The organism is Erythrobacter sp. LQ02-29 (assembly GCF_022576075.2).
Lineage (GTDB): Bacteria > Pseudomonadota > Alphaproteobacteria > Sphingomonadales > Sphingomonadaceae > Alteriqipengyuania.
Genome location: NZ_JANCNT010000001.1, coordinates 2,104,630 through 2,118,632, shown reverse-complemented (window position 1 = coordinate 2,118,632; position 14,003 = coordinate 2,104,630). Strand labels below are relative to the sequence as shown.

General features: G+C 60.2%; 10 protein-coding genes. 2 read left to right on the top strand and 8 right to left on the bottom strand.

Annotated elements, in window-relative coordinates:
* Positions 1–51: 51 nt before the first annotated feature.
* The 4 genes from MKP08_RS10445 to MKP08_RS10430 form a co-directional block, all read right to left on the bottom strand.
* Positions 52–1,614 carry a hypothetical protein gene (locus tag MKP08_RS10445; RefSeq protein WP_241553772.1) on the bottom strand — a complete coding sequence of 521 codons (1,563 nt, stop codon included), beginning with the start codon at positions 1,612–1,614 and terminating at the stop codon, positions 52–54.
* 86 nt (positions 1,615–1,700) lie between these two features.
* Positions 1,701–1,916 (bottom strand): hypothetical protein, encoded by a 216-nt coding sequence (locus tag MKP08_RS10440; protein WP_241553771.1) that lies wholly within the window; start codon positions 1,914–1,916, stop codon positions 1,701–1,703.
* Positions 1,913–2,536, bottom strand: a complete 624-nt coding sequence (locus MKP08_RS10435; protein WP_241553770.1) for a hypothetical protein — start codon at positions 2,534–2,536, stop codon at positions 1,913–1,915. Before MKP08_RS10435 ends, MKP08_RS10440 begins: the two co-directional genes overlap by 4 nt.
* A 230-nt stretch (positions 2,537–2,766) precedes the next feature.
* Positions 2,767–3,330 (bottom strand): histidine phosphatase family protein, encoded by a 564-nt coding sequence (locus tag MKP08_RS10430; RefSeq protein ID WP_241553769.1) that lies wholly within the window; start codon positions 3,328–3,330, stop codon positions 2,767–2,769.
* Positions 3,331–3,772: 442 nt separating this feature from the next.
* Here MKP08_RS10430 and MKP08_RS10425 point away from each other — a divergent pair, with 442 nt between their 5' ends.
* The gene (locus MKP08_RS10425; protein WP_241553768.1) at positions 3,773–7,609 is read left to right on the top strand and encodes a DUF4297 domain-containing protein; all 3,837 of its coding nucleotides are present in this window, start codon (positions 3,773–3,775) and stop codon (positions 7,607–7,609) included.
* 83 nt (positions 7,610–7,692) lie between these two features.
* On the opposite strand, the gene MKP08_RS10420 is transcribed toward MKP08_RS10425, so the two are convergent.
* The 3 genes from MKP08_RS10420 to MKP08_RS10410 all read right to left on the bottom strand — a co-directional run bounded on the left by MKP08_RS10420 (position 7,693) and on the right by MKP08_RS10410 (position 11,948).
* Positions 7,693–9,432: an ATP-binding protein gene (locus tag MKP08_RS10420; protein ID WP_241553767.1), complete on the bottom strand. Its 1,740-nt coding sequence runs from the start codon at positions 9,430–9,432 to the stop codon at positions 7,693–7,695.
* A complete protein-coding gene (locus MKP08_RS10415) occupies positions 9,429–10,697 on the bottom strand; it encodes an SIR2 family protein (RefSeq protein WP_241553766.1) in 1,269 nt (422 codons plus the stop codon). Before MKP08_RS10415 ends, MKP08_RS10420 begins: the two co-directional genes overlap by 4 nt.
* Positions 10,698–11,087: 390 nt before the next feature.
* The gene (locus MKP08_RS10410; protein ID WP_241553765.1) at positions 11,088–11,948 is read right to left on the bottom strand and encodes a LysR substrate-binding domain-containing protein; all 861 of its coding nucleotides are present in this window, start codon (positions 11,946–11,948) and stop codon (positions 11,088–11,090) included.
* A 109-nt stretch (positions 11,949–12,057) separates the two neighbouring features.
* On the opposite strand from MKP08_RS10410, the gene MKP08_RS10405 reads away from it, so the two are divergent.
* Complete coding sequence (locus tag MKP08_RS10405) at positions 12,058–13,170, top strand: YeiH family protein (RefSeq protein WP_241553764.1); 1,113 nt, start codon at positions 12,058–12,060, stop codon at positions 13,168–13,170.
* Between the two features lie 349 nt (positions 13,171–13,519).
* On the opposite strand, the gene MKP08_RS10400 is transcribed toward MKP08_RS10405, so the two are convergent.
* Entirely contained in the window at positions 13,520–13,972 is a 453-nt protein-coding gene (locus MKP08_RS10400) for a hypothetical protein (RefSeq protein WP_241553763.1), read from the bottom strand.
* Positions 13,973–14,003 lie beyond the last annotated feature (31 nt).

The window sequence follows — 14,003 nt, the reverse complement described above, 5'->3', positions numbered from 1 at the left end:
CCCCTTGCGGCATTCGGTCTTCCCAAAATTTCTTACGAGGTAGGGAGCTAACTAGAGAGCCAGCCGGTGTTCCGGGATGACGTCCAACAGATAAAATGTGCGCCTGGGATCTCCGAACTCGCTCTCGTGGTCGGTCATGGCGCGTTGGCCTCTCTCGGTTACGAAAGCTTTCGCATTTTGGATCGGATTCCGGCCTGCAGTTGGCTCACGGTCCGGGTAATCATATCCTTCGTCCTTGAAATCCTTATCTTGCAAGATGTCACGCCGCAGCATGAACAGCATATCCTTTGCCGCAGTAAACCAGTTCGCGCCCAATTCTTCTGCATTGAAAGGAGACATTGCGGTATCCTTCCTTAGCCTTCGGGAATGGCCTCCATCACGCTCATCAAGAAGATTCAAGATTTCCCGTTCGCTTTGTAGATATCGAAGAATTGAAACGGAAACCGCTTGTGTCATCGAGAGTTCAGAGAACCATAGGGCATTGAAACTGCTTGGGAGGCCATTCTCGCTAACCGAGCTGTCGAGCATTTGACGCCAAGCTACGTTTCCCGGGATTGGCGTTATACGGATGTATTCAATCAGCTGGTCGAGTTGACCGATAGAATTTGTCAGATTGATCCCGTAGAATTTCGCTACAGCTTCAATCTGCCGATACAGCGGACGCATGGTTTCTGGCACATTGTCGATCGTTGCCAGAGGCTTACCACCGGTATGCTCTAGGGAAGTTGCGTAGTCGGCGACGACCTTTTTGAGGATCACAAAAAGCCGACGGGCTTGGTTAGCAATATTCTCCGGCTTCAATTGAGTCATGCTCGTGCTGGCTAACGCTTCTAGAGGGTTTTGCTCTGCTTTCGCGGACCGCGCTGTGATCAACTGAACATCGCGCGCGCACCAAAGAAGACCGTGCTCAGCGATCAGGAGGCGCCTAGCCTCCGCTGCCACTTTTGGCCCCACTTCGGCTTTTTGTAGAATTTGCATCGCGCTCCGGTGTCGACCGGAAATGATCGCTCTATAAAGGTCGAAATCCGTTTCTTCCAATCGCGCCAAACTAGAGGCATGCTCTTGAAGATGGGAAGAACCTGCGTTGGGATCGGCTCCGAAGCGTTTTCGAACTTCGTGTCTTTTGACGACCGTCGACGGCCAGCCAGAAACAACGAAATTTATGTAGTCGTCTGACCCCTGGGCGGAAATCATCCAACGACAGTGAGCCAAAATCTCAACCTCTCCTGTCGGGAGAAGTTCATCCGGAAGAGTGCATTCTTTCTCTCCAAGAAGGCCGATAGGTAGCTTACGTAGCGATGTTGTCGATCGATCAAAGAGCGAAGAACAGTGGCTCGACGTATTTTGCGATCCGCGGGTGAATTTATCGACAAGGTTAGCGATCGTTTGCGAAACATCCCTCGGTATCTGCAGACCTGAGCTAAGAAGGCTATGATCGATCGCCAAAAAAACAGCGTTCTTTCGCGATTTTTTTGAGCTCGCTTTTTTTGTGGCTTTCTCTTTTTCCGATCGCGGTTTGACGGGATTCTTTTTGTCCGCTGCGGCCGCCCGGTTGTGGTAGTGCCTTTCCCGCGCCAGGTCGGCCTTAGTCCTGCGAATTTCCTTCTTGGCCATCGGGTTTTTGTCCTCTGATGTTCCAGCTTTACTTGGTATCTCGCCGTCGCAGGGTGAACATAGATTCTAGTAATTGCGTCCGGGGCCTACAAAGATTCTAGTTTTTCCTGGATTTGATTTGAGAATTTTTTCGCAAGTTCGGCGAGATCCTTTGCAAGCTCGTTCATGGCGCTCAACTCGTGCTCGCCTGTTCTCCCGTGAGCCAACGCACCTTCCACCGCTTTGATTGCTTGCTCGAACTCGCTCTCTTTAACGTGGAGCATCGCCATCGCTGCTTCGAGGTGGTCGGGTTTGGCGGTCATGATAGCTCCAGCGGTAGTGGAACGGGACGTTTGAAATATCGCGGATTGCCATCTCTTTCATACAGCCAATCGAAAGCGCATCCCTTCTTCGCGATGTTCGGGTTTGCAATACCCTCCAGCTTGCAGATCTGCGCGATCAGATAAAGCTGCCTGGACGAAACGGGATCGCGCCTCCAACGCTGTTTTTCTCCCGCCTTTCCAGAGTTGATGAAGGATGTAACCTCGTCATTATACAAAGCGCGCATACGTGCCCAAGACAGATACCTGCCCCACTCCGCACATTTTTCAGCGCGCCTGTCATCATCGAGAATTTTTTCGATAAGATGGGCCAAGTCCTGCGTTTCGCCTCTCTGACGGGCTTCGATGGACCATTTCAGCAGGTGATCGGGATGGGCCATAAGACCATAAAGCGCGTAGTAATCGATGTTCTCGAAACCGATCGTCAGAAGTAGACCACCCAATTCGTAACGCTTTTCATCACGCGCGCGGCGCTTTCCGGCCGCCGCTGCCTGCCGCTTCAGTTCAGCCAGGTTTTCACTGGCAGGTGTCAGCGCGGATCTTCCTAGCGCCTCAATTTTAGCCAGTTTTTCAAGAAGCTCAGGAAATAGGGCGTAATCCATCCTATCCGCATCGCACACGCAGAGCCGCAATGGCTGTCACCTACCCCCCCCCCCCGTGACTTCTCACCTTTCGAGGTTTGCCGGGATAGGAATTCTATATTTCATGTCGGTGGCGGGCATTGGGCCGGTTCCTGCCTGTCCGGTTCTGGAAGGGCACTGGCTGAAGCAGACGTTCGGCTTCCGCGCCCATTACGTTCGTGCGGCAACGCAACGCAGGGTCTCGATAGCGGTCATACAGCTTCTCGTATCGACCATCCCCACTCAGTGGGCGAAAAGCGATATGGGCGGCAATGATCGATTTCCTCACAATCTAAATTGCAAGCTGAAGCGAGTGCCATGAATACTCCGGAATGGGCTACGATGAGCGGTGGATTTCTCGTATTCTTCAACAGGCAATCGTTCACCGCTGCCGCCACACGATCACGAAAAGACGTGAATGTTTCTGCTCCTTCAATGAACAATCCGCCCTTCCATGATGAGATGAAATCATCGAAGGGATCGTTTTCGATCAAACCTTCTTTCAAGCCTAGGCAAACTTCTTGAAGACCTATCTTAGCGGATAGCGGCCAAGTTGAACCGGCAGAAACAATAAAAGCTGTTTGGCGGGCGCGGTCGAGAGGAGAGTAAAAAACCTCACCGGGTCGAAGCGACCTGACGGTTGCAGCCGCCCCCTCAGCTTGAGCGATACCAAAGTCATTTAGACGAACATCAGTTTGACCAACACAACGCTGCTCGACATTCCAATCCGTTTGGCCATGCCGAATGAAATAAAAAGGTTTGCGACTTAACCCCATGCTGGAAAACTTCCCAATTTATCTGGCGTAATGTCAAGGGCGCCTTGCAACAGCAACGACAGCTACGGATCGGCGCTCTTCAAAACCCGCTAGTCCGCTTCCCACCCAGTAGCGGCCATTCCCCTGGGCCAGAGTGCCATCCTAATAGGCATCAAATTTTCGGCAGAAACTAGGCCGTAAGCAGACTGGCGGGTTTTGGGCTTCGAAGTCGAGAAAGCTGCTGTTGCTTTAACACAGTTTCGGTCGGTCGCCTCCGATGTTGCAGAAGCTCATACCGCAACACCAACATCCGGCGACTTCTGACCTGACTTGTCATCGAGCCAGTTCGCTCGCCGCGCTCCGCTTATAGGAGTCGGAGGGCCGCTCTCGTTTGGCTAAGTAGTCAACGGGGAATAGTGAGCTGGGCTCGAAAGCTGGCGCTTAAGCGAGTATCGAATTGACGATGACTAGGAAGGCCACCCACGACCGCCATGGATCCCACGCCGGTCGCGGTTTCCGCTACCAGGACGCCGTGGCTGTCATGCTGGCTCTCCGAATCTGGGCCAACCTCGATCCGGTCGCCACCATCGTGCCCGAAGGCAATGACGACATCGAACGGCGATCAGCCGCCGGCAGCGCGCTCGTCCAGGTTAAGAGCCGGCGCGGGGACCTCGGTGAGCTGCCGCTGGCGAGCGCCAAGAACTACATCACCGAACTCTGGGACCGGCACGACAGGTTCACGCCGCGCCCGGCTCGGCTTGAGCTGATCCTCGAACGAGGGATCGTCGACCACGAAAGCTCGGCGGATGGCGGCATCGTGCCGAGTGCGAGGCTGGCCTCTCAGCTTCCAGGCAATGCGCGGGCCAAGGCGTTGCTGGCCAAGACTGACGTTCGGCAGGTGTCGTCTCCAAACGCCCACTCTATTGCGATTATCATCGAACGCACCGGCTGCGCACCGATCGCCGCTGCACTCAGCGTCGCTCAGCTCCTGCACGAAGTCGGGACGCTCGCGGACGACAACGGGCGCCTTAAGCCGGACACCTATCGTGGCCTCTCAACGAGCGATACCGACCGCATCGTTACCCACACGCTGGCGGCTATAGACGTCGAGGCGATCCAGGAGGCACTTCGTAACGGAGCGTGTGAACCAGCGAACTTCCTGACGCCGCTCGACGAATCCGAATTCTACCTTGGTGTCGACGTCCAGCCCGGACATGTCGCTGCCGGGCTGGTCGTTCCCCGATTGCAGCCCCGCGATGCACTGGCCCGCGGCCTTGAGAGCCGCGGCGCCGCGCTCGTCGCCGGGCCATCGGGCGCTGGCAAGTCTGCGATCATGTGGGACACCGCCTATTCACTGCGCCACACAATCCGATGGTATCATCTACTTCGCGTGGACCAAAACGACCTGCCCGCCCTCCGGCAGCTCGTCCGCACCCTTCTAGCAAACCCCGACAGTCCCGTTGGCTTCGTAGTCGACGACATCGGGCGGCGTGGCGCTGAGGGTTGGGATGCTCTGACGCTCGAGTTCGCGGCCGTGCCGGGCGTCGTTCTCCTAGGCTCTATCCGCGAGGAGGATCTTTTCCTTCTTCAAGGCCGTTCGCGCGCAGCGGAGGTGCGCGCCGAGCCAGATAAGGACCTCGCCCGCCGCATCTTCGAGGAACTGAAGGACACTGGCAGGACTGAATGGGCCGGTTGGCAGGAGCCGTGGAATAGAAGCCGGGGCTTGGTGCTTGAATATGTCCACGTGCTCACCGCCGGACGGAGGTTCGAAGAGACGCTCTCTGGACAGGTGGACGCCAGGCAGAGCGACCCGGCAAGAGGACCCGAGCTGTCCATCCTGCGGGTCGTAGCGCTGACCGGCGCGGCAGGTGCCAGCGCCAACGCCGATCGGCTTCCCGCTGTGCTTTCGTTGCCAGAAGAGGAGGTCGGCCGCGGCCTACGCCGTCTGGTTGACGAGCATCTCGTCCGCGTGGATGTAGGCGGCGGGCTAGCCGGTCTTCACCAGTTGCGATCCGCCGAACTGGTGCGCCTGACACACGCGGTCCCGCCGCCAACGATCGCGACCACGTTCGCCCGGGCGGTCGGCACAGTTTCGTCGAGCGATCTCGAGCCACTGACCGCCGACGGCATGCGCAACCGCGGTGTCAGCCAGGATGCCGCCATCGCGGCGCTCAGCGCGAGGATCCAGAGGGACCCAAACCTCGAGACGCTCTCGGCGACACTTCGTGGCCTTGCGACGGCGTGGATCGCGAACGCCGTCGATGCCTGGGTGGCGACGGACAACGTGCAAGCCCTCCCTGCGACGCAAGTCGGCACCGCAGCAATATTTGGGTTGGCGGAGACCACGTTCCCGGCGATCAACGAGACGCTCGGAACAGCGATGGCCGCAGCTGCAGAACTCGCTCAGATGCGTGCGAACATCACCGGCGATCCTAGACACGCACTCCTTGAAGCTCTGCCAGCTCCCTTGCTCAACGAGATGATCTCGGCCGCTGCGGGCCCGGTAGAGCTTGACCAGTTCCTGTCGTCACTGAACGGCGTGCCGGTGCACCCGACCGTCCGCTCAGCATTCGCGACAAGACCGGTCGACCTGCTCGCGGCGCCGATCGACGACGTTGTGCGCCTGCTTGGGACACTCGCTCTCCTCGACCGGAATGAGGCGATCGCATGGGTTGACGATGTCGGGGAGCAAGAGCTTGTCGGCCGGATGCCCCACCAGATCGCGTGGGCGACGGAACCGACGTTCGAAGAGTCTGCCGATGGCCGAGTGATACGCTGCGACTACAACGAGATCGGCATTCCCGGTGAGGACGACACCCATGACAAGGTGGTGCGGATTTGCGAGGTGGCGCTCGCGCTCTCCCCACGATCGGACGTCGCCGCTTCTGCCGCCAGAGCACCGAACGGAGAGGTCGTCCAGTTCGGTGGCATGCCCCTCGCGGAGAAGCAGATACCGCGCGCGAACCTGCCGTCGGCAGCACTGCCGGAATGGAACCGCCGCTGGCGCGACGCAATCGCGATCCGCGTCGCTGCGCCGACCTATAGTGGATACCTCGCGCAGGCCGTGGAGCTTCTCGACCGCCTCGCACCTGCACTGGACCGCGTCCTTAATCTCATCATCCGCGGTAAGAGCGTCTCCGATGCGCAGTTGACCGCCATGAACTGCGTCCACGAAGCCGCCCGCGAGCTGACCCCGCCTGCAATCGCGTCCTCGGTCGCGACCGGCGAGGCATCAGGGGAGTTCAACGCCAACATTACGAAGCTGCAGAACCTGCTCTTTGCGGGCAGTGCCGACGTCTGTAGGCGTTTCCATCAGCTTCCAGAGGGCGCCGGCGCCTTCATCGCCTGGACTGCCGACCTGATAAAGAGCGCCGATGAAGCCGAGACGCAAGAACCGTGGGATCTTGTCGGCGGCGTGCCTGCCAGTCTCGACAAGATCCGAAATATCCTTGGTCGCGTTAGGATCATCGCGGGCGATGCTGCTGGAGGAACTGTTCACCCGGGCGTGAGTTTCGCCACGCTCCTCGGCAAGGCAAAACCTAATAACGCGCTCCGCCTTGTTGCCTCGGTGGTCGATAAGAGGATGACGGCGGCGCGGAACGAGGTGGCAGCGTCGATCCGGTCCCAACTTGAGGACGACGGCGTCGAGGCACTGGTGCATGTCGTGGAGGATCCCGATGGAAATCTACCATGGCCACCCAGCAAGGTGCTCATCGTGATCCCACTGGTCTCGCAGATGGAGATCGAGAGCCACGCGAACGCAACCCTAGCCGCCCGTCAAGCCGTCCCAAACGGCATCAGGCTCACCGTGATTCCGAGCATCGACGGACGGCTGCTGCTGACGCGTGGCGTCAGCGGCTATGAGACGCTGCTACCTCTCCCCGAAGAGGCCGACATCTGGATCGAGCAACTCGACCTCCCCGCATTCCGCGCGGAAATCTCGCCGATCCTGAACTTGGCGGTGGCGAAGGCATCGGCCTTACAGTCGATGGACCGCCTCAATCTCGGCATAGCCGGTCGCGCTCGTGTCGAACTGGAAACACGCGACAAGCTTGAGGATGAGTTTGCCTCGATGCGAGACCTACTGGTGGCGAAAGTCGACGATCTCGACCCGGAAAGCTCAGCCCTCGCTTTATCTCTGCTTGACCGCATTCGCTCCGGCGAGGCCGGCTTTGCGGATGGAGTCCAGGAGTTCACCGTGAGCCAAGTGCCGAACGAGATTATCCAAGAAGTATCTGGCTTGCAGATTGCGCTCGACGACGCCGAGTTCGAACGCGGCAGGGCAGGATGCAGGCGCTGAATGGCTTACAATTGGGTTGCTCGCCTATGGGAATGCCGGGCCGCCATGCTGGATGTTACCCTTTATCAGCCGTGAAGTAGTAGTTAGCCAACAACGTCTGCATATGCTGCGTCGGCTGCGGCGGCGTCTGCAACCCGCTGTCGACGTTCCGTCCATGCCTTTTGGAACTGAGGACCTTTTGAGTCGGGCGGTGAGACAGGACGTCGGATGAAGACCGGCACTGGCGCGGGCAGTTCCGGTCCGATCACGATCGCCTCGCCCGGCGCCAGCATCGGAACGAACTGCGCCGCGCCGCGATCAAGATCGCCGCATGCTCGCTCGACTGTTTCCCGATCCTGATCGTTGGTGAGGCGGTGAACGACGAGCGTTCCGAGCTGGCTGAGCACGTCCTGAGGAACGTCTCTCGGACGCTGGGTCGCAAGGACGCAGGTCAGTCCGTATTTACGGCCTTCCTTTGCGATGATGCCGAAAGAGTCGAGCTTCACGGAGGAATACTCGTCACCGACGGATCGACCGAGGAACTGGTGCGCCTCGTCTAGAAAGATGACGATCGGGGCCGCGACAAAGGTCCCCTTTCTCGCCTCGCCGAGCAGGAAACGGCCGATGACGTTCAGCAGGATCTCGCGCGTGCCATGCTCGAAGCGCACGTCCTTGAACGAGATGATGGCGACGTCACGACGATCATCGACCACGAAGGATCGCAGCTCGTCGACCAAGGAGGCACCGTGCTGGCCAAACACGCATCTCAGCTCCTCCGACGTCACCAGCGTGTTGATCCGCGAGGTCAGGGTCTCGCAATAGGCGACCCCATTGTTGTCGACTCCGCCGAAGTGGCCTTCGTTTCCCGTTGCAAACACGCACTCCTGCCTGATCTGGGCTGGAAGGTGCGCGATCGAGAAGTCGCAGCCGGGTGAGTGCAGCCGGTCGGAATGCGCGCGCACTGCCTCCAGGAAGGGGCGTCGGCGCTTGTTCAGCTTGACGATAAGGCCGTCGGTAACGGTCACACCATCATGAACCGCGTCACCCATAGCGGTCACTAACTTCAGGCTTCTTATAGCTTCACGAAGTTTCGGTCCTTGGCTCTGACCGGATGGCCTAAACAGGGAGAAGAGGTCGTCTTCGGTCATTTGCCGATATGGAAAGTGCACCTGCCGTTGAGTGCCTTTGGGAGCGTCGAACGTGAACACGGTGTCGACGCATGACATGCCGGCGAACTCGCCGGTGGGATCGAGGACGATCGCTTTTCCACCGGCCGCCTGGACCTGCTCGACGAGCGTGGCGACGGTCCAGCTCTTGCCGCCCCCTGTCGCGCCGAACACGCCGCAGTGCCGCCCGAAGAGACGGTCCGGCGGCAGGCAGATGTCGACCCCATCTGCGGCGTCGATCCGGCCGATGCTGAGGGTGAGATCGCCCTTGTCGCTGACCGCGTTGCGTATGAGCGTCGCTAGCAGACGCGGCTCGGCGAGGTATACGCCGTCCCCGATTTGCGGAAACTGCACCAGGCCGCGTTTGAGCACGTTCGACTGCTGGTCAACCGTGGCTAGGAGCTGGACGCGACCGATCGGGTTCACCGGTCCGGCATCCCCCACCCTTGGTTCCACGGTCAGGCGCTCTCCGTCCGGTAGCCTGGTCTCCACGATGCGGCCGAGAACGTGCGAACGCTCGCAGTCGACGAAGACGAAGTCGCCGACGGCGCCAAGCGACGTGCCCCGATGCTCGCGGCCCGGCACGGAGTTGGGCAGGTTCACGTTGACGTGCGTGGCCGTGACGAGCGTCACCGTGCCGACGTAACGATCCGCGTCGATCGGATTGATCGCCGTCACGCAATCATCTCTGCGGCATCGCGAATGCTCCGGATGCGCTGGACGTGGTGCTCGCGGTCGGTCTCGCCCACAAGATCCGGAAGCGCCGCGGTCAGGTCCTGGAAGCGACCATTCATCAGGTGGATGCGCGCGTCCCCGGAGTCGACCATCCGCTTGAAGCCAAGCAGGAAACGGTTTGTCGGAGGAGTAGCCCCGATTTCGAACGCCTCGGCCTCTAGGTCGCCCTCCGACAGGAAGACCGGATCGCAGACAACGAGACGAAGCGACATGTTCGACTCCACGGCCGACATGATCGGGCTGCTTATGTGATCGTCGTTGAAGCCGAATCCGGAGATGAGAACGGCGGTGTCCGGTTCCCGAAGCGCGGCCTGGAACGCGGAAAGCAGGTCTAGATAGGGAGCGTCGAAGCTCTCCTGATACTTGCTGGAGCGCGGGTAGATGAGGACGGGGCTGCCTACGTCCGCCCGCGTCCTCAGGATCTCGCCATCGACGCGGCGCCAGTCGATTGAGCCGTGCAGCTTATAGAACTGTAGCACGTTCTGAAGGTAGTCCGGAGTGTCCCGACCAAGGTCACGGCGCACGTGATCGACGCTGAAGTTCGTCCGATCGTAGGTCTGATCGAGCGTATGGGAGAAGCCGTCGATCAGGGTGAAACGGGCACGGCGAGCGACTTCCTCGAAGCAGAGGTCGTAGTTGGTTGTGAAGAGCTTCGCTCTCGGCTTCCGCACGCCTCGCCTGCCGACTTTGCGAACAAGCGCACCATGGGCTTCTAGGTCGGTTTGACGATCGACGAAGTCGACCCGTGCGAGGATAGCGGCCTCAGCCGTGTCGACGAAGGCCAGCATGGCTTGGTGCTCGGCATCGTCTACAGGGGCGGCGTTCAGCTCCAGGTAGAGCTTGCAGAGTGTCAGTAGCTTCTCAATGTTGTTGTCGACGCGCGCTTCGCCGAAGCGTGCCACGACCGCGTCGAAGTTGGCCGGCCCCGCAGTTTCCCGGACGAACGCCCAGACATCCGACATGCCTGCCGGTGTCGGTCGGCCGGGCGGATTGACTGCCGCAAAAGACGCGCCGGTGCCGGTGAGGACGACGACGTTTGTGGCATTCAGCACGTTGAGCAGTATGCTGCCGATCTCGCGGGCGGCTCCGCTTCTAGGCTGCTGGCCCTCTTCGTCGACAACTTCGTCTGCTGCTGATCGCCAGCCATGATCGCGGACAAATAGTCGGATGTTGTTCGTGGTTGCCGCTCGGCCGGCCCAGTAAGGCATTCATCGATCCCCGTTTTTCGAGATCTCATGGTAGCGGTTTCGACGCGAGTAGCGAGTCTGCCGTTTGTGCTCGCCGATTAGGGGCGTCGTCAGCTTGCCGTTGATCCGTGACCTCTCCTGAACGAGCGGCAGCTTACCGCGCTCGGGCCCTAAAGCGAAATGGCGGCCATCCACCCTTCCTACGGGCTGACCCCGCATTAACGAACGACGGCCTTCGGGGCCGCGCTGCGCTGCCCCGAACGACCGACATGAAGGCGCATTGCAGACCGGTCGAAACTGGGCCGGCAGCAGACCTTCCCTTTCTGGTTGGATATTGAGAGAAGCAGACATTCGCATGCCTATCGGGGACGGCAGGCTTAGGCTGTGTCGTTGCCGATCACGTCGAGTCTATCAGTTCATCAAATCCAGCAACGCATCGGCGGCCCTGGAGCGATAACGCTCCTTGTGCCGCAGCCCGAAGAAGGGGCGCAATGCGATCTCGAAGGTAGCGGCGTGAATTGTGTCGGCGGCGATCAGCGGCCCAGCGACTAAGGTGGACAGCGCGGTTACGCCAGCGCCGGTTGCGGCAGCGGACAGCAATGCCTCATTGGATGGCAGCGTCAGGACCACATTCAATTCATCGAGCGTCACTCCTTTATCCTGCAAGGCCGCAACAAGCGCGGCGCGTGTGCCGGATCCTTCCTCGCGCATCAGCCAGGGTAGCGCGCGCAAGGTATCGGCATCGGGATCGTCCGGAGGATCTATGCCGATCAGCGCGAGCCGATCTTCTCCGACCTGCCAACGCGCGAGAGCCGGATCGTCGAGCGGACTTTCGATAAACCCCAGTTCCGCATCGCCATCACGGACCCGATCGGCAGCCTGCACGCTGTTGCCGATTGCCAGGTCAATCGTGATGCCAGGATAGCGCATTTTGAACCGCGCGAGGATTGGCGGCAGCCAGTAACCCGCGATCGTCTGGCTGGCGACGAGCGACAGTCGGCCGCGCTCCAGCCCAGCCGCATCGTCCAGCATGCGCTGCGCCTCGTCCGCGCGGGCGAGCACACCGCGCGCTTCGACGAGGAAGGCGCGGCCCGTCTCGGTCAGCTCGATCCCGCGTCCGACACGGTGGAATAGGCGCACGCCGTGGCGCTCCTCCAGTGTTGAGACGGTAGCGCTGACCGCGGATTGCGTGAGGTTCAGCGCCTTCGCCGCGCGAGTGACGTGTTCGCGCTCGGCCACGGCGACGAAGATGCGAAGCTGATCAAGGGTCATTCGCTGATCCATAAGCGTAAGCGAACGGAATGATAAGAACATTGCGTTGGAATCGAACAGTTAGTGACCGCATCTTCCTCAGATGACCAGCCCCCGAAAGAACCAGCCCATGCCGACTGCCACCGCCGCCGTGCCCACCGAGCCCCGCAGCAGCTTCCCCCACGCTGCGTCGAGGGCCCTGCACCACCCGCGCCGCGTTCTACCGGGCTTCCTCCTGTGTTGCATGGTGACCGCGCTTGCCTATGGCGGCGCGAGCCTCGAAGCTGGTCTGTTTGGCAAGGCATGGATCGAGGCACTGGTGCTTGCGATCTTGATCGGCACTGCGATTCGCACCGCCTGGACGCCGCATGCCCGCTGGCTGCCGGGGATAGACTTCAGCGCGCATCTGCTGCTGGAGGTAGCGGTGGTGCTGCTGGGCGCATCTGTCAGCGCTGCAACCATCCTGGCGGTCGGCCCTGCCATGCTGGGCGCGGTCGTGGTGGTGGTGACGCTGGTGATCCCGGCGAGCTTTCTCATCGGCCGCGCACTCGGCCTGCCCAAGCGAATGGCGATGCTGGTCGCCTGCGGCAACTCGATCTGCGGCAACAGCGCGATCGCCGCCGTCGCCCCGGTGATCGATGCCGATAGCGACGATGTCGCCGCCGCCATCGCGTTTACCGCCGTTCTCGGCGTGGTGGTGGTGCTCGGCCTGCCGCTGCTGGGCTACGCGATTGGGCTGACCGGCCTGCAATACGGTGCGCTATCGGGCCTGACCGTTTATGCCGTGCCGCAGGTGATCGCCGCCGCCGCGCCGTTCGGAGCGACCGCGATCAAGATCGGCACGCTGGTGAAGCTGGTGCGGGTGCTGATGCTCGGCCCGGTCTGCGTGGTCCTCGCCATGCTGGCGCCGCGCCTGCGCGAAGTGGACGAGGGCGCGCGCGACGGCGACGGCGTCCGCGCTAAGCCTGCCCGTCCGCCGCTGCACAGGCTGGTGCCGTGGTTCATCGTCGGCTTCATCGCGCTGGCCGGCGCGCGCTCCTTCGGGCTGATCCCGGAAGCCTTGCTGGCCCCGATCGCGACGGCCGCCACGCTGCTGACGGCGATCTCGATGGCCGCGCTCGGCCTCGGCGTCGATGTGCGCACCGTCGCCAAGGCGGGTGGTCCGGTCACTGCCGCAGTGGTGCTCTCGCTCGTCACGCTCGGCGCCGTCGCGCTCGCGGCGATCTTTTCCGTCGGGCTTTGATAAAGTCGGCGACGCGGCAAAGCAGGAAGGGCGAGCAATGCTACCACGGCTAAGAAATGGCCGAAACCGCGCCTAATCTCGATTGTTCATGATTGTCGGGCGGGGCATGTGAACCGATGACCGGTTCTAGGGCTGCGCGGCGATGGGCGGAATGACTGATTAGGGGCGCATTGCAGACCGGCAGAAAGTGGGCCGCTAGCCGTCGGTCCGCTTTTGACTGCCTTAAATGTGAAAGCTGCCGACCGCGTTGTAGTGCAAATCTGCGTCATGCTTCGATCACGGATTCTGACCAGATTGCACCCATGCAAACCAAAAAGGGGTAGCCTAGTGGCTAGGATTTTCGGCTATCCTAGTCTTTCCTTCGCCAACCTTCAATTAGACCATGGTCTTTCGTCAACTCATTAATTACATGAGCAGAGTAAGTGGATATGCTTACGGTGTTGGCCTTTTTAAAACTCACAATCCCTGATGTTTTAAGACAACCATTCTTGGTCCACCGCAATCGTTCCTGATTGGTAATATTCAGCGCCTTGCAAACCTCTTTCGGCGTCATGGCCCTCGCTGCAATCGCCTCTAAAGTGTCGACAATATCGGCTGTGATTGACTTCAGTGCCTGTTCGTCGATCTGACTGCGGATTAGAAAATGAACGGCATCGATCTCCCACTTAGCACCATGCAATCCGGTCAAGTATCTCCGCAGCGAAGCGCGCGCTTCCTTCCGGCGTAGCTTTAGAATTGGAGAGAGGTCCAGCAACGCTTTCCAGTCGAGCGTGGCATGATAATCCCTCTCGTCTCGCGTCATGCATGAGAGAAGGTCTTCGTAGCTGACAAGT